We start from the raw sequence: 19,839 nt of genomic DNA, 5'->3' as shown, positions 1-19,839 counted from the left end.
GCATCGTCCCGGGCATCACGCATGGCGCTTCTCCCAGTTGAGGAAGAAGCCGACATCGCCCGGCATGCCGTCCGGCCAGTCGACGATCATGGCCGCCAAGCCGTAACCGAGGGGCTGCAGGCGATCGCGCCAGAACTCGTAGGCCTGACGGGGCCGCCCGGTCAGGGTTTCGGACCAGCCCGCCTCCGTATTGTTGATGGCCCGTCCGCCGTCGCTGCACATCGCGTTCGGGAAGCGCATCACCAGCAGCTCGTTCTTGCCCTGCTCGGCCGCGACCCGGAGCTTGTGCAACAGCGGCCGCGTGATCTCCTGGATCGTCTCGGGCGTGAGTTCGAGGGGCTTGGACAGGGTCTTGATCAGCTCGGCCCGCGCCTTGCCCGCCTGGTCCTCCGCCTTCAGGTCCTTCATGGCCTTGGCGGCCTTCAGCTTGGCCGTGTAGGCGCCGAGTTCGGCGGCGGACATGAAGGTCTCGTCGGCGAGTTCGAGGTCGACCGGCGGCTTCGTCTTGACGGCATCCATGGCAAGCTCCCGTGGCTCATAGGACCGGTTGTGGCCGGCTGTCCGCGTGCTGAGACAGGACCGCACGCGTGCCGCGCGCGATCATCAGTTCCTCGTCCGTGGGAATGACCCAGGCGGACGGCCCGGAACCCCGCGTCACGCGCGGGCCGCCGGATGCGTTGGCCGCCTCGTCGACGGCGAACCCGGCCCAGGCGGCACCGCGCAGGACCTCGGCGCGGGTGGCCGCGTCGTTCTCGCCGATGCCGGCCGTGAAGATCAGGGCGTCGAGGCCGCCCAGCGCCGCCACGAGCGAGCCGAGTTCCCGACCGATCCGGTAGACGAACAGGTCGATGGCCCGGCGGGCATCAGGGTCGGTCGCCGCGACGCTGCGCAGCGTGCGCATGTCGTTCGAGATCCCCGAAACGCCGAGGAGCCCCGACTGGGTGTAGAGCATGCGCTCGGCCGCGTCGGGGCTGAGCTTCATCTCGCGCAGCATGTAGAACACGATGCCGGCGTCGAGGCTGCCGCAGCGCGTGCCCATGGGCAGCCCGTCGAGGGCGGAGAAGCCCATCGTGGTGGCGACGCTCGCGCCGTGATTCAGGGCACACAGGCTGGCGCCGTTGCCGAGATGGGCCACGATCACGCGTCCCGCGGCGAGGGCGGGGTCGTACGCCTCCAACACCGAGGCGATGTAAGCGTAGGACAGGCCGTGGAAGCCGTAGCGCCGTACGCCGCGCGCACTCATCGCCTGCGGCAGAGCGAAGAGCCGGGCGATCTCCGGCTGGCCGGCATGGAAGGCCGTGTCGAAGCAGGCGACCTGGGGCAGGTCTGGGAGACGGCGACGGAGGATGCGGATCGGCTCGAGGTTGTGCGGCTGGTGCAGGGGCGCCAGTGGCACGAGGCGTTCCAGGGCCTCCAGAACATCCGCATCCACGCGCACGGGTTCGGAATGGTGCAGTCCGCCGTGGACCACCCGGTGCCCGACGGCGGTCAGCCGAAGGCCGTTGCCGTGGGCGCGGAGCCAGGCGGTCACGTGGAGAAGCGCCGCCTCGTGACCGAAGGCCTCGCCGGCGCCGAATTCCTCTTCGGCCACCATCCTGCCGGCCCGGTCGCGGATCCGCAGACGGGGTGAGCCGCCCAGGCCCTCGAACAGGCCGCGGAAGACGCGATGCGGATCGCCGTCGTCACCGAACGCGAAGACCTGGAACTTGAGGCTCGAGGAGCCCGCATTCAGGACGAGCAGGACCGGGGTCATCGGTCAGACCTCGGGCAGCGGGCGCTCTCGCCTCCCTGTTCGCCGCTGCGCAGCGGCGAACAGGGAGGCGACGGCGCAGGAGGCGAGCCGCGTCAGACGCGAGTCGGCCCGGCTCGTCAGGATGATCGGGACCCGCGCCCCGAGCACGATGCCCGCGGCATCGGCGCCGGCCAGGAAGGTGAGGCTCTTGGCCAGCATGTTGCCGGCCTCGAGATCGGGAACCACGAGAACGTTGGCCCGGCCGGCCACGGGGGAGCGGATCTTCTTGATCCGGGCCGCACCGAGGTCGATGGCGTTGTCGAGGGCGAGGGGCCCGTCCAGCAGGGCGCCGGTGATCTGGTCCCGATCCGCCATCTTGCAGAGGGCGGCGGCATCGAGCGTCGAGGGCATCTTCGGATTGACGGTCTCCACGGCCGAGACGATGGCAACCCGCACCGTCTCGACGCCGAGGGCATGGGCGAGATCGATCGCATTCTGCGTGATGTCGCGTTTCTCCGCGAGCGTCGGCGCGATGTTGATCGCGGCGTCGGTCACGATGAGGGGCGTGGCATGCTCCGGCACATCCATGACGAAGCAGTGGCTGATGCGCCGGGCGGTCCGCAGGCCGCCGTCCTGGCGGACCACCGCGGCCATGAGTTCGTCGGTGTGGAGGCTGCCCTTCATCAGCGCCTCGGCCTGGCCGGCGCCTACCAGGGCGACGGCCTTGGCGGCGGCGTCGTGGCTGTGCGCGGCCTCCACGCGGCGATACGCCTTGATGTCGGCCCCGAGGGCGGCCGCGGTCGCATCGATCTTGCCCGGCGGCCCCACCAGGATGGGCTCGATGAGCCCCAGGGATGCGGCTTCGTGGGCTGCGCCGAGGGAGGCCTCGTCGCAGGGATGGACGACGGCCACCTTCAGCTTCGGAAGGGCCTGCGCGGCCGCGATCAGCCGGTCGTACTTCTCGTGGTGGCGCGTCTCAGTCGATGGCCGCTCGGGAGCCAGCATCGGCACGGTCGTTCCTCCAGGCAGACGGGGACGATACAGGGCTCCGACGATGGGCCGCTTGAGCGAGATCAAGGGACCCGGCGTCATCGCTGCCTAAAGCGCTCCGCAGTGTATGGCCTCGTCTGTCGCCCGCTTGATCGGGCGAGACAGCCTGTCTCCCGCTCGCCTCGCGACGCTCGTCCCGGGGGGGCGTCCCGGGCTCGGGGTCGAGTCTTGTGCAAGGATACCGAGGATCATCTTGGCCGCGACCGTCGTCGCCGGGATCCGACGTGCCGGAAGATCGGCGGCGCGCACGCTGACGGCGACGAGGCGGCACAGAGGCTCCGATCCGGACCCATGCGGATCACGGGGAGACTCAGGTCGGATCGGACCACCACCGCACAGGTCCGCGGGTGCCCGGCCTCACCGGTCGCGGGCCGCGCCGACGAGGTTGATCTGACGGAGACCGGAGATGCTGGCTCAAGTGATCGTCGGCGCGGGTGCGAGCATCTGCAGCATCACGATCCATTCCTTCATGATGGCCGTGGTCCTGAAGGTGTCCCGTTCGCACACCGATATTCGTGGCTATAGCAGCGTTTCACTCGCGCGGATCATGTCGTCGACGGTCTGCGTCCTGATGGCGGCGCATCTTCTGGAGGTCCTGGTCTGGGCAGGCCTATACAAGAGCCTCGGCGTCGCCCCCGCCGGATCCGAGAACCTCTATTTTGCCTTCGTGAATTACACGACCCTCGGCTACGGCGACATCCTTCCGGCCGAGCGCTGGCGTCTCGTCGGCCCGTTCGCCGCGATGAACGGCATCCTGCTGTTCGGCTGGTCGACGGCCGTCATTTTCGAGATCCTCCGGCGGACCTTGATCCGCATGGACGAAATCGGACGTTGAGGTCTCCGTCGGCAGCGAACCGGCCCGAACGCGATCCATCCTGACGGGCAGCCGCCCAAGACTGAGGATCGGCTGAAGCCGCCCCGTGATTTCCGCGTGAATATCGAAAGACTGGTAGAATCCGCCCTCGTGACCGCGACGAATACGGAGAATCGCCCATGAAGGGCTTCGGTTCTGCGTCGGGAGCCTCCGGGAGCCTCGCGCCGGCGGCGATAGGTCCCGACGTCGTGGCAGGGCTCACGGCCGCAGCCGTCATCCTGCCCAAGGCGATGGCCTTCGCCACCGTGGCCGGACTGCCCGTGGCGGTCGGCCTCTACACGGCCTTCGTTCCCGCGGTGATCTACGGTCTTCTGGGCTCGTCCCGCGTCCTCAGCGTCAGCTCGACCACGACGCTGGCCATCCTGACGGGGGCCGAACTCGGCAGCGTGGTGCCCGACGGCGATCCGGCGAGGCTCGCCGCCGCGACGGCGACCTTGACGGCCCTCGTGGGCGTGCTGCTGCTCGCGGCCAGGCTCGTGAAGCTCGGCTTCGTCGCCAGCTTCATCTCCGTGCCGGTGTTGACGGGCTTCAAGGCCGGGATCGGGGCCGTGATCCTGCTGGATCAAGCTCCCAAACTCCTCGGGCTGCACCTCGCGAAGCAGTCTTTCTTCGCCGACTTGGGGAGCTTGGTCCAGAACCTGCCCGGGACTTCGCTGCCGACGCTGACCGTCGCGGGCGCCACGCTGGCCGCACTCGTCGTCATGGAAAGGCTCAAGCCGCACTCGCCGGCCCCCCTGTTCACAGTGGCGGCCGCCATCGCGGGCTCGTGGCTGCTGAGCCTCGGCGCCGCGGGCGTGGCGACCGTCGGGGCGATCCCGCAGGGCCTCCCCGCCCTGACCCTGCCCGATCCCGCGCTCGCCCAAGCGCTCCTGCCCGGCGCACTGGGTATCGCCCTGATGAGCTTCACGGAGAGCATCGCCGCAGGGCGGGCCTTCGTGAGCCCGACCGATCCACCTCTCAACCCCAATCGCGAACTCGTCGCCACGGGATTGGCCAACCTCGGGGGAGCCCTGCTCGGGGGCATGCCGGCCGGTGGCGGCACCTCGCAGACCGGGGTCGTCCGAGCCGCGGGCGGCAGGACGCAGCTGGCCTCGCTGGTGACAGCCATCGGCGCGCTCGCCACGATGCTGTTCCTGGCGCCGATCCTCGGCCTCCTGCCGCAGGCGACCCTCGCGGCGATCGTCATCGTCTATTCCGCCAGCCTCATCCAGGCTGCGGAGTTCCGGGCCATCTATCGGGTCCGGCACATGGAGTTCCGCTGGGCGGTCGTGGCGGCGCTCGGCGTCCTGATCTTCGGAACACTCCAGGGCATCGTCGTGGCGATCGTGCTCTCGCTCCTCGGTCTCGCCCTCCAGACCGCGCATCCGCGGGTCTCGATCATTGGCCGCAAGCGCGGGGCCGATGTTCTGCGTCCCCTGTCCCCGGAACACCCCGACGACGAGACGGTCGAGGGCCTTCTCGTCCTACGTCCCGAAGGCCGCCTGTATTTCGCCAACGCGCAGAACGTGGCCGACACGATCCGCGCGCTGATCGCCGCGCGTCGGCCGCGCGTCGTCGCCCTCGATCTCAGCCGCGTGCCCGACATCGAGTATTCGGCGCTGCAGATGCTGCAGGAGGGCGCACGGCGGACGGACGTGACCGTCTGGCTCGTGGACCTCAATCCGGGGGTGCTCGACATGGTGCGGCGCGCCGGCCTGGATCAGGAACTCGGTCCGGAGCGCCTGCTGTTCAACGCACGGGCAGCCATCGCGCGATACCGAGAGCTTCATGGGCGCTTGGGCGATCCGTAGTTGGGCCATCAGTAATTGGGCCATGCGTAGACGATCGCGCAGGGACGAGATCCTTCCCGCCGGTGCCATCGCGGTCTCCCCCGGCGCCTGCTCATGCTTCTGCGGTGGCCACTGACAGCCATGACGGCGTGAGACATGTGGGTTGCGATTCGAAATCCCGATCGCGAGCAGCGCAGACCGCCGCATCCTGCGCGCCTCGACGAGCCGCGAGGCCGCCACGAAGTCAGGGATCCGGATCCGCCGGGTCCTTGCACGCGGCGCAGGGATCGGTCCGGCATCTCCGGACCACGTGAGGCCGGCACCGGTCGGCTCAAAGCCCGACTCGAGACTGTCCTGATTGAGGCCACACGACCGGAGATCTGCGTTCACCCGCTCCACAAGGCGCTTCGGCCGGGCAAGTCAGGATGCGGGGCGGCGGGAGGCGTGCTGTCGCCGCCCCGTCGATCACCCCCTCGGATTCCATGCCGCACCCGGCACCCGAGACCTGCAATGACCCTCGCGACACGCTGCCAGATGACCGCGCCCTGGGCTTCACCGGCCCGGCGACCGGGTCCAGGCCCTGCACGAGCAGGTCTTGTTTCAGATCAATGAACAGAGCGCCAGACCGCTGCAGGATCGCCTGCCTGGGGTCGACCCTCAGCCGTGGTTGCTGGCGGGGTGATCATTAGCCCGATCAAGCTCGTCAGCAACCACGTGTGGCGCGCCCCGATCACGGCCCGCATTGCCTTCGAGCGGTCTCGCGCTCACGATCCCTGATCGTCTCGGCCGGATCGATCCCGAGGCCGCCCGCGGTCGTCGCCCCGGTCGGAGGTCTTCGCCTCCTCGCACGCCGGGGCCGGTCCGTCCGACCTCGCCTCATCCTCGGCTCCGCTGATCCAGGCTGATCCTCTCAAGCAGCCCGGTCCGAATCCGGCCGGTCAGGTCCCCGTCCCCGCACCTGTCCTCTCCACCCCGACCGGAGTCCGCTCCGATCGGGGGCCGGTTCGGCGAAGGCAGGCCACTAATAGTAGCGCCCGACCCGCCGGGTCGTGCGCCGGGCGACGCCGGCGACGCTCGTCGCGGTTGCCGGACGTCCGATCCGTGCCTCGGCCTGGGATACCGGTGGGGCGCTGCTGAGCCACCCGGAGGGCGGTGCATCGATCATCAGGCCTGCCCCGAACGCAGCGGCGGCGATCAGGCCGCTCCGCACAAGCCCCCAACTCTTCCTCATCTTGGCGCGCTCCTCGCTCCGGCCAAGGTCGTGTCGCCCGGCCTTCAGATGTGCCTCCGCATCATTCGGCAACGCGGCGCGCATGCTTGATCGCGTGAGACACCCTGCCACGAAAGATCGCCGGACATGGCAGCCGCCGGGACAGGAGGCCGCCGGACAGGGTGCGAGAGGCGCAGTCGGTGCGGTCCCTGTCCGGTTCGGTCAAGGAGCCTCCGCCGATACGGGCTAGGATCGCGCGGTTCCGCCCGTCCAGAGGCTGCCGAGGAAGCCGTCATGACGATCTCACGCGCCTGCGCCGCCGTCCTGATACTCGCGCTTCCATCCGGGATCGCGGGCGTATCCACTCGCGGGGAAGCGCCCCTCCGCCTCGCGCAGGGTATCGTGACCATCCCCACGGACGCGCAGCTCAACCGCCTCGAGCGGGAGGCGATCACCACGCCGCCGCTCGATGTGAGCGAGACGCGGCCCGGCTCCGAACCGGGGGCGCAGGGGCGACACCGGGACCGACGCGACCGCCGCATCGATCGCAGGCTCCCGGAGCGCGGAGGGACCTGCGACGACTGCTGAACAGGTCCGCACGGCGCGCGCTCGGGCCGGAGCCGCGCCCGCCGGACGCGTGGCCGGTCCGACGTCCCCGTGAGGTCACGATGCAGGATTCCAGGCCCGTCGCCGTCGATCCCGATCGGCCACGACAAGGACCCTCGGCACGCCGCGGCAGGCCACCCAGGCGGTGGAACCATGCCCTCGTGGCCGTTGCCATCCTGCTCGTCGCCGCCGGCGGCTTCGGTCTTGCCCACATCTGGTCGCCGCACGCCAACCTGCGCATCACGCTCGGCCCCCCCGGCAGCACGGCCGAGCGGTTCATCACGGCCTTCGCATCGGTCTCCAAGGTCCAGCATCCCCGCGTCAATCTCGACCTCGTGCGGGTCGACAGCCTCGCGGGGAGCGCCAAGGCGTTGGAGGAGCGTCGGACCGATCTCGCCATCGTGCGCAGCGACGCGGGGGCGCCCGCCAATGCGCAGACCATCGTGATCCTGCGCAGGGACGTCGTCGCCTTCGTCCTGCCACCGCACAGCCCCGTGACGTCGGTCGCCAGCTTGGCAGGCAAGACCGTCGGCCTCGTGGCCGGACCGCTGCAGGACATCAACGCGCGCGTCCTCGACGCGGTGCTGAACTATTTCGACCTCCCCGCAAAGGAAGTCGGCAGGACGTTTCTTCCGGTGGACGCGTTGGCCCAGTCCATGCGGCAGAAGAAGCTGGCGGCCATCCTGGCGGTCGGTCCCATGGCGCCCGGCGAGGTCGTCGACGTGGTCGCCGCCGTCGCGCGCGCCACAAAGGGAACCCCGGGCATTCTCGGGCTCGATGAGGCGGAGGCGATCGGCAAGCGCTTCCCGGGCTTCGAATCGATCGATGTGCCCGTGGGGGCGTTCCGGGCGCGCCCCGCCACGCCGAACGAGTCCGTCACGACGTTGGCGGTCACCTATCGGTTCGCCGCGTCGGAGTTGATGCCCAACGTCGTGGCGGCCGCGATCGCCCGGTCGATCCTGACAACCAAGGCCAAGCTCGCGGCGGTGACGCCCCTCGCCACGCAGATCGAGGCGCCCGATCCGGACGACAAGAGTCCGATCCTGCCCGTCCATCCGGGCGTCGCCGCCTATCTCAGCAACGGCGACCAGAGCTTCTTCGACCAGGCCCAGCAGTATTTCTATCTCGGCGGTCTCGTCCTCAGCCTCACCGGATCGTTCCTCGCCGCCGCGTCTGCACGGTGGACGCGGCGGCGAACGGAGGCGGAGTGGCGCCCGATCCGACGCCTGGTCGAGATCGCCGATGCGGCGGCCACCGCCGATCAAGCCGGGCTCGCCGCCCTGGAGCGCGAATTCCGAACCCTCGTCTCGGCGATGCTGGGCTGCGCGCCCGAGGCCGTGAGCGCCGATTGCCTGTCGGCCTTCTCGACGGCTCTCGCGCATACCCGCCACGCCCTCGACCGGCGTCGGGCGAGCCTCGGACCGGAGACGGTGGCCCCATCCGTACCCGCGCGCTTGGCCGCGCGGTGACGGCGGGCCAGCACGACTTCGCCAGCACGACTCTGCCAGGGCGGGATGCACGGCGCCTGCCGCCTTATCGGGGGCGCCCCCGGCTCGTGTGCGTGGGTCTACCTCGCCTCCGGCGCGCGGAGGAGCAGGCTGCGCAGGCGGCCGGCGCCCAGTACGCGACCGATCTCTCGGTAAGCAAAGTACGGGATCAGCGCCACGAACATCACCCAGGCAAAGGTGAGCACGCCCCGCAGGCCCCCGGCCAAGTCCGACAGAACCATGCCCGGCCCCTGCCCGTGCCAAACCCCGACCAGGACGTCCTCCAGACCGTGGGCCGCCACAAGCACGGCCGTGAACAGGAGAGAGCGGTACAGGATCGCGTAAACGAGGGGCCTTCGCGTGATGCGCCGGCCGATGGCGCGCGATCCGAGCTTCGTCGCCTCGGCGATCAGCATGAATTTGGCCAGGACCAGGGCGTTGATCAATCCGAGCGCGTAGAAATGGTAGCTCGGGTAGTGCGGGCTGTCCTGATCGATCTGTGCGTAGATGTTGATGCTGAAGAGGATCAGGGTGCCGAAGACGACGAGGAGGTAGGTCGCGAAGGCGAGGTAGCGCTTCGCCTCGGCGGCGGCCCGCCGCCGCAGGGATCGGGACGGCGTCCCCCCGTCGGTCCGCGACGGATCCCGGGGACCGGGGGCGACGGACGCGGCCTCTTGAGAAGAAACAGGGGGCATGGATCCTCCTTCGCGGCACCCGCCCACTCACGATCCGCCCCGCCCGCGCGCTGCGGCGCCGATCGCGCCGACGCGGGGCGCCCTGGGGCAGATCCTCGCGTCGAGCGGAGCCGCCGGCGTGCCGAAACCGCAGCGGCGCCGGGACCCCGGATCGGTCGCCCGACACGGGGCCTGTCAGGCTGCGCTCAGGCCGCCAGCCTGACGGCGTGCTTGCTCTCGATCGTCCGACGGATCAGGCGCCGGGTCCGCTCGGTGAACGCCATCTTGTCCGCCAAGCAGCTCTCCAGCAGGACGCCCACCCCGAAGTGGCCGCTCACATCGGCCATGGCGACGAGGGCGACGTATTCGGCCATGCGAAGATGCATCAGGTGATTCGTCTTGATCAGGATGAACAGGGCCTTGGCGGCCGGGGCCTGAATCTCCGCCAGCTCGCGCCGGAAATCTTCGAGGAAGACTTCCTGGAGCCGGCCGTTCGCGGTGATCGGTTTCTCGCCGATCAGCTGAAAGCAGCGGTCGAGCGACTTGATCGTCTTGTCCTGGATGAAGGCGCGCGACTGGAGCGCCTCTTGAATGGCCGGATCCTGGGCGACCTTGCCCAGCTCCTCGTAAATCTTCGTCGCGCGTTCCGCGTGATGGCGCGCATCACTCAGCATGCGCACGAAAAGTTCCTTCGTCGTCTTGATCGTCATGGCCATCTCCCGATGCTGCATGGTTTTAATCGCGGCATCCTTCGAATGCCGGGATCGCTTCGCACGCCCTTGGCCTGACCGGAGGCAGCGTTCTGCCGGTCGCCGGGATGCGCGGAAGGCGCCGACCGCCCTGAAACCGCGATCGATCCTGCTCTGACCGGGCCATGCAGGGCCGGCAGGCTACGCCCGCCTCACCGCATCGAAGCGAACGACGCATTATGCGTCCGCGGCCATCCCATGCTTGATCGGTCGAGACAGCGGCCGCGCCCCGAACGGTCGAGCCCGGGCATCCCGGAACCCGATGCGGCCAAGCGGCAGACCCTGTCGGGGCGGGCTGCGTGCGGAGGGAAACAGCGGATTCCGTTTCGGGTGCGGAGGCTCATCACGGACGACCTGCGGTCGCGGGCGCACCGGGTCCGCCGCGCCCGGTCAAAGGGTGCCCGTCCCCTCGGATCAAGCGGCGTCAGCAGCTCGGCGTTACGGTGTGATCGGTACGTATACGAGGGGCAGAAGGCTTCACGTCTCGATCCCGCTCCCCTCGGCAGATCGTTCTCCAGAGYGGAGGCCATCCCATGAAAACCTTACGGATTGCGTCGGTGGCCTGTGCCGCCCTGATCATGAGCGGCTTGGTGGCCGAAGCGCGCGGCTTCCACGGCGGGGGAGGCTTCCGAGGCGGCGGCTTCCACGCCGGCGGCTTCCGGGGTGGGCGGGTCGGTGGTGTCCGCGGCTATCGCGGGCCGGTGGCGGGCGGTTATCGCGGCCGCTACGGCGCGGTCGGCCGCTACGGCGCAGTCGGTCGCTACGGCGCGGTCGGCCGCTACGGGTATGGATATGGCCGCTACCGATACGGTGTCCGGCCGTACGGCTACGGCCTGGGCGCGGCTGCCGTCGGAGCCGCGGCCGTTGCCGGCTACGGCGCCACCTACGGCCGCTGCGGACCCTACGCCTACTACGATGCCTATGCGGGCGTCTGCCGTCCGTACTGATGCCCGTGCGACAGGGCCGAGGCACGAGGCCCCGGCCCCCCGATCATCCGGCCAGAGCTCGCGGCCCGTTCCGGCAGACTGGCCTCAGAATGGGTTCGGTCCAACGCCATGACTTCCCGAATCGTCACTCCCCTCCTGCTTGCAACCTGCCTGAGCGCCCCCGCGCTGGCACAACCGTCCGGCCTGGAGCAGCCCGCAGCGCTGTTTCACGGCAACTACTGCGGCCTGGGCAACAATGCCCCGTTGCCGCCCATCGACGCGCTCGATGCCGCCTGCGCCCGCCACGACGCCTGCACCCCCTTGGGTGGGCTGCCTTCACGGACCTGCAATCTGCAGCTTCAGTGGATGACGGACCGCATCGCGCGCGATCCGCGGCAGCCGGACGATATCCGCGCGCTGGCGGGCTTCATGTCCGCCGGGGCCGCCCTTCTGCCGTTCGACCCGAATGCTTCGGCTTCAGTCAGGGTCCCGGTCTCCGCACCCTACGGCGCTTCCCCGACCTCGACCTATCGGCCGGTCTACCGCGCCTATTGATGCAGGCCCTCATGGACGCGAAGCCGCACCCGGTCTTAAGGCGACCGGGTGCGGCGCGTGGGGGTCAGCCCGGAGCGGCGAAGCGCCGGCACGCTCAGCGGCGGCGAAAGCCACCGCCACGGTACCCGCCGACGTGGCGTCCGTAGACGGCTCTGCCGCCATAGGCCCGGCCACCCCGATACACGCGCCCACCCCGATAGACGGCCCCGCCCCGGTATCCGTAACGGGCGCCGCCGCGGTATCCGTACACCCCGCCACCCCGGTACCCGTAAGCGCCCGGTGCGCCGTAGGCGTTCGGCCGGCAGCCCCCATAGGGGCCGCGATGAAATCCGGGTCCACACCCGCCGGCGGCGTGAGCAGCCGTTATGCCGAGGCCGCCCGACCCGGGCGCATTCAGGCCCAGGAAGGCAGCCAGCGCGAGGGTTGTGAACGCGATCGTCCGAGCGAGTTTCATCAGGATTTCCTTAATTCCACACTTGTGATGACGATGCGACAAATTTCGATCGGATATAAAACTCCGTATCTCACTGTATAGCTGCGGAACGACTGTGGTTCATCTTCTGCTGGACTGCATTCCGGGCTCGTTCAGGAAGTCTGTTCCTGCCGTCGTGTTCACGTATGGGGGCGAACAGGGGCGGCCTCGGATCCGCTGCCGGTTCCGGAGCTCGGCTCGCGTGTCTCCAGATGCTGGGCGTCATGCCGGACCAGCGTCGGAACGCGTGCGTGAAGGCGGCCGCTTCGGAGAAGCCCAGGCAGGCCGAGATCTGCCCCAGCGTCATGTTGGTATCGGTCAGGAGCTGTTGCGCCGTCTCGAGGCGGATCTGCGCGGCAACCGACCGGAAGCTCGTGTTCTCGGCCTTGAGGCGGCGGCTGAGGGTGCGCCGATGTACGGCCAGATGGCGCGCGACGGCTTTGCCGGACCGCGGATTCTGGATGAACTCCGCGCGCAGAAGCCACCGCAGTTGATCCGACATCTGCAGCGGAGCTGCCGGCCCGACCTTTCGGACGCCGCGTTCCGCCATCCTGTCGGCCGCCCGATCCGCACCCGCGATCGGTTGTTCCAGAAGTCGTGACGGGAAGGCGAGGGTTGCCCATTCCTGGTCGAATCGGACGGGCGCGCGGAAGAAGTGCCAATAGGGATCGGTATGGTCCGGCGGCGCCCGGGGCAGCAGGAGTTCCGACGGCGACCAGTGAGCACCGCACAGCGTGCGCAGGATATTGACGACTGTGGCGAGAGCACCCTCCGATTGAAGACCCACGGCCGTCGCGCCGGCCGCGTAGGGAAAATAATGAAGCAGCGCCAAGTCGGCCTCGACGCAGAGCCTCACCGCTGAGCCGCATGTCCAGGCCCAGCGCTGGGTCTCGAGCACGTGCAGGGCAGCGCCGACCGTGTCCGCGTTGCGGATCAGGATGTTGGTCGGCCCGAGTTCGGAGAGGTCGATGCGCTGTCCCACGAGCAGGCCGAGATGGCCACACCGCGTTCGGCTCGCACCCAGCTGAAGCAACCGACCGAGCGTGGCATTCGGGATCGAGCCGCCATCGTCCCTCGTCCCCCCGGGATCATACCCTGCCTCGCGCAGAAGGGGGACGGGATCTGCGCCGAGTTCCGCGAGAACGGCACAGGTTGCGCGCGCGACACCGCCAGGGACGCGCACAGCCGAGGAGGGCGGGACCACATTCCGCGGCCGGCAGGAATCGAGGAACTCTCTCGGCTCTTCGAGCGCAACAGCAAGGCGATAGGCCATTGAGGAAATCCCGCTTTCCCTAAAGCCGGATGATTTCACGGTGTTGCTCGGGGGACGACATTGCGCTGGATCAATTCTCGCTTTGATGTGTAGAATTGAGGTTTCAAGTCGACTTGTAATAAAATATTCGACAGCGCCATCGCGGGCTGGATCGGCACGAAAGTCCAGTCGGTCAACGGAAAGCTGTTGAGATCAGTGCGCGCGTCTCTGGGGCTCCCTGTCGCAGCCGGTCGCCCGAGCCCCGATCGTGGCGACCCGGGGAGACGTCGGTGACCGATCCGCGCACCGCGTCAGAACATCCATCGGAAGGCGCGCCGGATGCGCGCGCGGGCCATCCGGCCGTCGCGCAGATGGTGCCGTAAGAGCTTTCGCAGGGCATAGGCCGCGAGGTCGTACTCGGTCCCGCACTGCGCGGCCCGCGCCTTTGGCAGCGCGCCGCCTTCGACGAGGTAGCCGAAGGTCCTACGGTCGGCACCGTAGGCGAGGCAGAGCAGGTTGTAGAGGCGCTGCGCGGTGAGGCCGTGGTCATCGGAGAGCGCTGCTTCGTCGGGCGCCTCCTCGGCGGCTTGACTGCGCAGGAGACGGGCTGTGCCGTCGATCGCGTGCCGGGCCTGGGCGGGGGGCAATTCGAGCAGGACGAGGGCGGCGAATTGGTCGGCCGCGTCCTCCTCCCGGCCGAGCACCGGCACGTCGAGGACATCGAACAGGGCATGCCCGAGTTCGTGGAGAAAGACCTGGGCTACGGGACCGAAGATCGCGTCGCGCTGCGACAATCCGGTTTCGGGTACGATCCTGGATGCACGGTCGCGCACGTCCTGGACGTACTCGTAGCAGACCGTGATGGTTCGACCCCGGGGTGCGTACCACGCATTGGATTCGCCGCAGACCGACAGCGTTAGCGTGAGTGAACGCGGGAGGCGAACGCCCCCGATGATCGCCTGAAGACCTTCTAACACGCGGCGTGCCTTGAGGTCGCGGTAGACCGTGCGCATCTCCGCGTGCCCGGGGCGCTGATAGGCGATCCGGATCGCCGCGCCCCGGGTTCGGGCCGCCTGGGCCGGGACGGCGCTGATGACGAGCGCCAAGCTGACCGCAAGGCCGACGGCGCACCGCATCCCGCGTCTTCCGGACCTTTGGCCTCAGTGAGTCAGGACGCGCACGATCCGGCGCGAATCGAGATCTACGACCACCGCCTTGTCGTCCGGCGAGATGAAGTAGCCGTAGTAGCCCGACGGATTCAGGCCCGGGATCGACTGGTTGCGGAAGGATCCCATTTCGATCCAGGGCGGAACGGAGCTGCCGATACCGACCCGGCGACCGAATCCGTTCTCCGCGGTGTAGCGCGGTCCCATCTCGAAGAGGGCCGCGACGGTGACCGGCTCGCCCGCGAACTCGATCTCCCCGATCGTCGGACCGCGCGGACTCACCTGCAGGACGAGGGGTTGCGCCTGGACCGATGTGCAAGCCATCGTCGCGATCACGACGCAGACCGCCCTCGCAGTTCGTCGCGGTGTTTGTTGAGATCCGATCATCATCGAAGCCTCCGACCCGAGACCGTCGCGGAGAGCGGGTCCGCGAAGTCTTCCGAAGGATAGATATGCCGGGGGCGGCTCTGCTTGATCGGATGCGACGCCGGCCGGCGGGTACGCGGTAGCCTCTGCCCTTTTCTCCGGCTGCGCGCGGGGCGTTCGTGAGGCCCGGACATGAACCGGCACAGCGCGCGGGCTCATGCGGCGCCTGTCGGTGGCCTAAGCCCTCACCGGCCGTCCACGCGCGCCGCGCGGGACTTCCGACCGTACGGGCGGGCGTGGATGCCGGCGAGGCGGTGAAACGCCGCCGACGGTGCATCTGCTTCGAAACCGGACCACCGTGCGGGATCCGATCGCAGGTTGCGGAGAGGCTCCGGAAGGCCCGCGCCCGCCGATGGTCCGTCAGCCCTGCTCCGCGCGGCCCGCCGGGACGCCGTCGCGTCCGTCGGCCTCCCGACGGGCCGCGCGGGCCTGGGCGATCAGGTCGGCGGCCGTCAGCGCGCCGGTCGCTCCCCCGACACCGGCCAGCAGCACGACCGGCGTCGCCGTCCGGATCCGGGCTCGCCCGCCACGGCGCCCGGTCCTTCGCTCGTTCGCGCCCGTCATGGACCGAACCCCCTCAGCGAGGGCCGGCCTGCGGACGGGGCCTCGGTACGGCGATGGTGACCAGCTCGCCGGTGATCGGATCTAGGATCGTCATGGGCGCCCCCGTGATGAAGCCCCATGGCAAACCCGAATTGTGGTTTAACCTTGGCCGATCGGAGCAGGATGCACAGTTTCGGTGGTCGATGTTCGGTCCGTCTGCCCGCCGATTGCTGAATATCCCCCTCGCTGATCTGCTTCGCGAGCGCCCTTCCGAGGTTCGTCCGGTGCAGGCTGAGGCCGCGGGCGCGCCGGCCGGCGGTCCCTACACCGACATCCGCTGGAGCACCTCGGCCTCGACCATCCCGGACCGAGGCCCGGCCAGCACCACCTGCCCGCGTTCCATCACCGCGTAGGAATCGCAGAGGTCGCGCGCCCACGCGAAGTACTGCTCGACCAGCACGATCGCCATCTCGCCCTTGCCGCGCAAGTAGGTGATCGCCCGGCCGATATCCTTGATGATCGAGGGCTGGATGCCCTCGGTGGGCTCGTCGAGCACCAGGAGCTTCGGCCGGGTCACGAGAGCCCGGGCGATGGCGAGCTGCTGCTGCTGCCCCCCGGAGAGATCGCCGCCGCGCCGGTGCAGCATGTCCTTGAGCACCGGGAACAGGTCGTAGATCTCCCCGGATACGTGGCGGTCGCGGCGCTTGAGGGGTGCGAAGCCGGTCTCCAGGTTCTCCCTCACGGTCAGCAGCGGGAAGATCTCCCGGCCCTGGGGCACGAAGGCGATCCCGGCGCGCGCCCGGTCGTAAGGGGCGAGCCCCTGGATCGGGCGGCCGTCGAGCCGGATCGCGCCGGAGCGCACCGGCTGCTGGCCGACAATCGCCCGCATCAGCGAGGTCTTGCCGACGCCGTTGCGGCCCAGCACGGTGGTGACCTGCCCGGCCTCGGCCGTCAGGGAGACGCCGCGGAGCGCCTGCGCGGCGCCGTAATACAGGTCGATGCCCTCGACGCTCAGCATGGTCATCGCCCCAGATCCCTCATCGTCCGAGATATACTTCGACCACCCGCGGGTCGGCCGAGACCGCGTCGATCGAGCCCTCGGCCAGGACCGCACCCTCGTGCAGGCAGGTCACGCGGCAGCCGAGATCCCGGACGAAGTGCATGTCGTGCTCCACCACGAGGACGGCGTGCTCGCCGGCGATCCGCCGGAGGAGGCGCGTGGTCTCGGCGGTCTCGGCGTCGGTCATGCCGGCCACCGGCTCGTCGACCAGCAGGAGCTTCGGATCCTGGGCGAGGAGCATGCCGATCTCCAGCCATTGCTTCTGGCCGTGGCTGAGGTCGGCGGCCGGGCGCCCGCGATGGGCCAGCAGGCCGACGGTCTCGAGCAGGGCGTCGATCCGCTCGCGCTCCACCCGGTTGCGCCAGCCGAACAGGGACGCGAAGGCGGCGCGCGGGCCTTTGAGAGCCAGCAGGATGTTGTCGGCCACCGTGTGGCTCTCGAACACGGTGGGCTTCTGGAACTTCCGGCCGATGCCGAGGTCGGCGATCGCCGGCTCGTCGCGCGTCAGGAGGTCGTGGGTGCCGTCGAACAGGGCGATGCCGCTGTCCGGCCGGGTCTTGCCGGTGATGCAGTCCATCATGGTGGTCTTGCCGGCGCCGTTCGGGCCGATGATCGCCCGCAGCTCCCCCCGGGCGAGGGTCAGTGACAGGCCGCGCAGGGCCTTGTAGCCGTCGAAGGTCACCCGCAGGTCGTCGACGTAGAGGAGCGCGTCCGTCTCGCGCTTCCGGTTGGCGGGGCCGCGGGCGTCCGGGCGTTCGAGGAGGTCGTCGGTGCTCACGCGCCCTGCCCTTCTTCCGCGAGCTTCGGGGGGATGGCCGGCTCCGGCGGCAGCGTGGCGGCGGCGCGCCGGGAGCCGAAGCGCTCGATGGCGGTGCCGACGAGGCCCCGCGGCAGGAACAGCGTCACGACCACGAACAGGCCGCCCAGCGCGAACAGCCACGCATCGGGCATCACGCCGGTGAGCACGGTCTTGGCGTAGTTGACCAGCACCGCCCCGAGGGCCGCGCCGACCAGGGTGCCGCGGCCGCCCACCGCCACCCAGATCACCGTCTCGATGGAGTTGGTGGGGGCGAACTCCCCCGGGTTGATGATGCCGACCTGCGGCACGTAGAGGGCGCCGGCGACGCCGGCCATCATGGCCGAGACCGTGAAGGCGAGCGTCTTGAAGTGCTCCGGGCGGTAGCCGAGGAAGCGGGTGCGGCTCTCGGCGTCGCGCACGGCGATCAGGATCTTGCCGTAGGCCGAGACCGTCATGACCCGGGCGACGAGGTAGCCCAGGGCCAGCGCCACGCCCGTCGCCACGAAGAGGCAGACACGGAAGCCCTGTCCCTGAACCGGGAAGCCGAGGAGGTCCTTGAAATCGGTCAGGCCGTTGTTGCCGCCGAGACCCATGTCGTTGCGGAAGAAGGCGAGCATCAGCGCGTAGGTCAGCGCCTGGGTGATGATCGACAGGTAGACGCCCGTGACCCGGGACCGGAAGGCGAGCCAGCCGAACACGAAGGCGAGCAGCCCCGGCACGAGCAGCACCATCAGGCCTGCGAAGGCGAAGTGATCGAAGCCCAGCCAGTACCAGGGTAGGGCCTTGTAGTTCAGGAACACCATGAAGTCGGGCAGGACCGGGTTCCCGTAGACGCCCCGGGCGCCGATCTGGCGCATCAGGTACAGGCCCATCGCGTAGCCGCCCAGGGCGAAGAACGCCCCGTGGCCGAGGGAGAGGATGCCGCAATAGCCCCAGACCAGGTCGAGGCTGACCGCGAGCAGCGCGTAGGCGAGGTATTTTCCGAAGAGCGCGACGAGGTAGGTGGGCAGGTGCAGCGCCGACCCCTCCGGCACGGCGAGGTTCAGCGCCGGCACGACGAGGCAGAACGCCGCCAGGACGGCGAGGAAGATCCGGCCCTTCAGGTCGATGAGGGGGGTGCGGGGCGTCATGCCGGGATTCCCGAGAGCGCAGCGTCGATGACCAGGCGCGGCAGGCCCCCTCTCCCGTGCGGGAGAGGGTTGGGGTGAGGGACGAGACGGTTCGGAATCGCGCGCGCCTTTGCGGCGCATTCAGCCTGAGCCTCGTTCGAAAAGGTCACACTCCTCACCCTGTCCCTTTCCCTCCGGGAGAGGGGACCCGCGCCCGGTCCTGAAGCCGGGTCGTTCGACCCGGTCCGGGGATCCCGGCGCCCTGTCAGGCGGCGGAAACGCGTCGGCTCCCTCACGATTCCACCGCCCGGCCCTTGAGCGCGAACAGGCCGCGCGGGCGCTTCTGGATGAACAGGATGATGAAGATCAGGAGGCCGATCTTGGCCAGCACCGCGCCGATATACGGCTCGGCGAGCTTGTTCACGACGCCCAGCGTCAGCGCAGCCACCAGCGTCCCCCAGAGGTTGCCGACGCCGCCGAACACCACCACCAGGAACGAGTCGATGATGTAGCCCTGGCCGAGATTCGGCGAGACGTTGTCGATCTGCGACAGCGCCACCCCGGCGATGCCGGCGATGCCGGAGCCCAGCCCGAAGGTCAGCGCGTCGACGTAGGGGGTGCGGATGCCCATGGCGGCGGCCATGCGCCGGTTCTGGGTGACCGCCCGGGTCTTCAGGCCGAAGGACGTCCTCCGAAGGACGAAGAGCAGCCCGAGGAACACGGCCATCGCGAAGACGATGATCCACAGCCGGCCCCAGGTGATCGACAGGCCGTAGAAATCGACGGCGCCGCTCATGAATGCGGGCGCGCCGACCTCGCGGTTGGTCGGGCCGAAGAGCGAGCGCACCCCCTGCTGCAGGGCGAGGCTGACCCCGAAGGTCGCGAGCAGCGTCTCCAGGGGGCGCCCGTACAGGAAGCGGATGATGAAGCGCTCGATCAGCACGCCCATCAGCCCGGCCACCAGGAAGGCGCAGGGGATGCTGATGGCGAGCGACCAGCCGAACAGGGCCGGCGCCTTGGTGCGGATCAGCTCCTGCACGCCGTAGGTCGTGTAGGCGCCGAGCATCACCATCTCGCCGTGGGCCATGTTGATCACGCCCATCACCCCGAAGGTGATGGCCAGCCCGATGGCGGCGAGCAGCAGGACCGAGCCCAGGGAGATCCCGTACCAGACGTTCTGGAGCCCCCCGAGGATCGCGAGACGCGTCTCGATCGCCGCGATGCCGCGGGCGGAGGCGGCGCGCACCGCTTCGCTCGGATCCGCCGCAAGACCGCGCAGGAGACCCATGGCGTCGCCGTCGCCCCGGGCCTGGATGGCGGGGATCGCGGCGAGGCGGTCGGGTTCCGCGGTGCCGGGCCTGGCGAGCAGCACAGCAGCAC

The 19,839-nt window shown here is 69.4% G+C and carries 21 protein-coding genes; 6 read left to right on the top strand and 15 right to left on the bottom strand.

Annotated elements, in window-relative coordinates:
* Positions 1–15 precede the first annotated feature (15 nt).
* From AC1DXK_RS21905 to AC1DXK_RS21895, 3 genes are read right to left on the bottom strand one after another with little or no spacing between them, the layout of a single operon-like run.
* Positions 16–519 (bottom strand): hypothetical protein, encoded by a 504-nt coding sequence (locus AC1DXK_RS21905; RefSeq protein WP_457106794.1) that lies wholly within the window; start codon positions 517–519, stop codon positions 16–18.
* A 16-nt stretch (positions 520–535) separates the two neighbouring features.
* Positions 536–1,753, bottom strand: a complete 1,218-nt coding sequence (locus AC1DXK_RS21900; RefSeq protein WP_457106793.1) for an acetate/propionate family kinase — start codon at positions 1,751–1,753, stop codon at positions 536–538.
* Positions 1,754–1,756: 3 nt separating this feature from the next.
* Entirely contained in the window at positions 1,757–2,737 is a 981-nt protein-coding gene (locus AC1DXK_RS21895; protein ID WP_457106800.1) for a phosphate acetyltransferase, read from the bottom strand.
* Positions 2,738–3,200: 463 nt separating this feature from the next.
* Between AC1DXK_RS21895 and AC1DXK_RS21890 the strand changes: the two genes are divergently transcribed.
* Entirely contained in the window at positions 3,201–3,617 is a 417-nt protein-coding gene (locus AC1DXK_RS21890; RefSeq protein WP_457106792.1) for a potassium channel family protein, read from the top strand.
* A gap of 158 nt (positions 3,618–3,775) precedes the next feature.
* Positions 3,776–5,446 (top strand): SulP family inorganic anion transporter, encoded by a 1,671-nt coding sequence (locus AC1DXK_RS21885; protein ID WP_457106791.1) that lies wholly within the window; start codon positions 3,776–3,778, stop codon positions 5,444–5,446.
* Positions 5,447–6,446: 1,000 nt separating this feature from the next.
* On the opposite strand, the gene AC1DXK_RS21880 is transcribed toward AC1DXK_RS21885, so the two are convergent.
* Entirely contained in the window at positions 6,447–6,656 is a 210-nt protein-coding gene (locus AC1DXK_RS21880) for a hypothetical protein (protein WP_457106802.1), read from the bottom strand.
* Between the two features lie 273 nt (positions 6,657–6,929).
* On the opposite strand from AC1DXK_RS21880, the gene AC1DXK_RS21875 reads away from it, so the two are divergent.
* Together AC1DXK_RS21875 and AC1DXK_RS21870 are read left to right on the top strand one after the other, a co-directional pair.
* Positions 6,930–7,223, top strand: coding sequence for a hypothetical protein (locus AC1DXK_RS21875; RefSeq protein ID WP_477299054.1), 294 nt, complete (start codon positions 6,930–6,932; stop codon positions 7,221–7,223).
* A gap of 179 nt (positions 7,224–7,402) precedes the next feature.
* Positions 7,403–8,710, top strand: coding sequence for a TAXI family TRAP transporter solute-binding subunit (locus AC1DXK_RS21870; protein WP_457106789.1), 1,308 nt, complete (start codon positions 7,403–7,405; stop codon positions 8,708–8,710).
* Positions 8,711–8,808: 98 nt separating this feature from the next.
* Here the strand turns inward: AC1DXK_RS21870 and AC1DXK_RS21865 are convergent, their stop codons facing one another.
* Positions 8,809–9,423 carry a hypothetical protein gene (locus tag AC1DXK_RS21865; protein WP_457106788.1) on the bottom strand — a complete coding sequence of 205 codons (615 nt, stop codon included), beginning with the start codon at positions 9,421–9,423 and terminating at the stop codon, positions 8,809–8,811.
* A gap of 185 nt (positions 9,424–9,608) precedes the next feature.
* On the bottom strand, positions 9,609–10,112 hold the full coding sequence (locus AC1DXK_RS21860; RefSeq protein ID WP_457106787.1) for a DUF892 family protein: 504 nt from the start codon (positions 10,110–10,112) through the stop codon (positions 9,609–9,611).
* A gap of 572 nt (positions 10,113–10,684) precedes the next feature.
* On the opposite strand from AC1DXK_RS21860, the gene AC1DXK_RS21855 reads away from it, so the two are divergent.
* Both AC1DXK_RS21855 and AC1DXK_RS21850 read left to right on the top strand, forming a co-directional pair.
* Positions 10,685–11,098, top strand: coding sequence for a hypothetical protein (locus AC1DXK_RS21855; protein ID WP_457106786.1), 414 nt, complete (start codon positions 10,685–10,687; stop codon positions 11,096–11,098).
* Between the two features lie 108 nt (positions 11,099–11,206).
* Positions 11,207–11,632, top strand: a complete 426-nt coding sequence (locus AC1DXK_RS21850) for a hypothetical protein (protein WP_457106785.1) — start codon at positions 11,207–11,209, stop codon at positions 11,630–11,632.
* 94 nt (positions 11,633–11,726) lie between these two features.
* Here the strand turns inward: AC1DXK_RS21850 and AC1DXK_RS21845 are convergent, their stop codons facing one another.
* The 9 genes from AC1DXK_RS21845 to urtB all read right to left on the bottom strand — a co-directional run.
* Complete coding sequence (locus AC1DXK_RS21845) at positions 11,727–12,086, bottom strand: GCG_CRPN prefix-to-repeats domain-containing protein (RefSeq protein ID WP_457106784.1); 360 nt, start codon at positions 12,084–12,086, stop codon at positions 11,727–11,729.
* Between the two features lie 70 nt (positions 12,087–12,156).
* Positions 12,157–13,416, bottom strand: coding sequence for an AraC family transcriptional regulator (locus AC1DXK_RS21840; RefSeq protein ID WP_477299050.1), 1,260 nt, complete (start codon positions 13,414–13,416; stop codon positions 12,157–12,159).
* Between the two features lie 251 nt (positions 13,417–13,667).
* Entirely contained in the window at positions 13,668–14,492 is an 825-nt protein-coding gene (locus AC1DXK_RS21835; protein ID WP_477299048.1) for a DUF4344 domain-containing metallopeptidase, read from the bottom strand.
* Positions 14,493–14,516: 24 nt separating this feature from the next.
* Positions 14,517–14,846: a hypothetical protein gene (locus tag AC1DXK_RS21830; RefSeq protein ID WP_457106781.1), complete on the bottom strand. Its 330-nt coding sequence runs from the start codon at positions 14,844–14,846 to the stop codon at positions 14,517–14,519.
* 462 nt (positions 14,847–15,308) lie between these two features.
* Positions 15,309–15,512, bottom strand: a complete 204-nt coding sequence (locus tag AC1DXK_RS21825; protein WP_457106780.1) for a hypothetical protein — start codon at positions 15,510–15,512, stop codon at positions 15,309–15,311.
* Positions 15,513–15,813: 301 nt separating this feature from the next.
* Positions 15,814–16,509 carry an urea ABC transporter ATP-binding subunit UrtE gene (urtE, locus tag AC1DXK_RS21820; RefSeq protein ID WP_457106799.1) on the bottom strand — a complete coding sequence of 232 codons (696 nt, stop codon included), beginning with the start codon at positions 16,507–16,509 and terminating at the stop codon, positions 15,814–15,816.
* 19 nt (positions 16,510–16,528) lie between these two features.
* On the bottom strand, positions 16,529–17,329 hold the full coding sequence (urtD, locus tag AC1DXK_RS21815) for an urea ABC transporter ATP-binding protein UrtD (RefSeq protein ID WP_457106779.1): 801 nt from the start codon (positions 17,327–17,329) through the stop codon (positions 16,529–16,531).
* On the bottom strand, positions 17,326–18,480 hold the full coding sequence (urtC, locus tag AC1DXK_RS21810) for an urea ABC transporter permease subunit UrtC (RefSeq protein WP_457106778.1): 1,155 nt from the start codon (positions 18,478–18,480) through the stop codon (positions 17,326–17,328). Before urtC ends, urtD begins: the two co-directional genes overlap by 4 nt.
* A 271-nt stretch (positions 18,481–18,751) precedes the next feature.
* Positions 18,752–19,839 (bottom strand): urea ABC transporter permease subunit UrtB (gene urtB / locus AC1DXK_RS21805; protein ID WP_477299045.1); only part of this gene is annotated, 1,088 nt, incomplete at its 5' end.

The sequence above is a fragment of the Methylobacterium sp. P3_A11 genome, from assembly GCF_056403155.1.
Note: the sequence above shows the minus strand (reverse complement) of the source record. Positions and strands in the feature narration are given on the sequence as shown.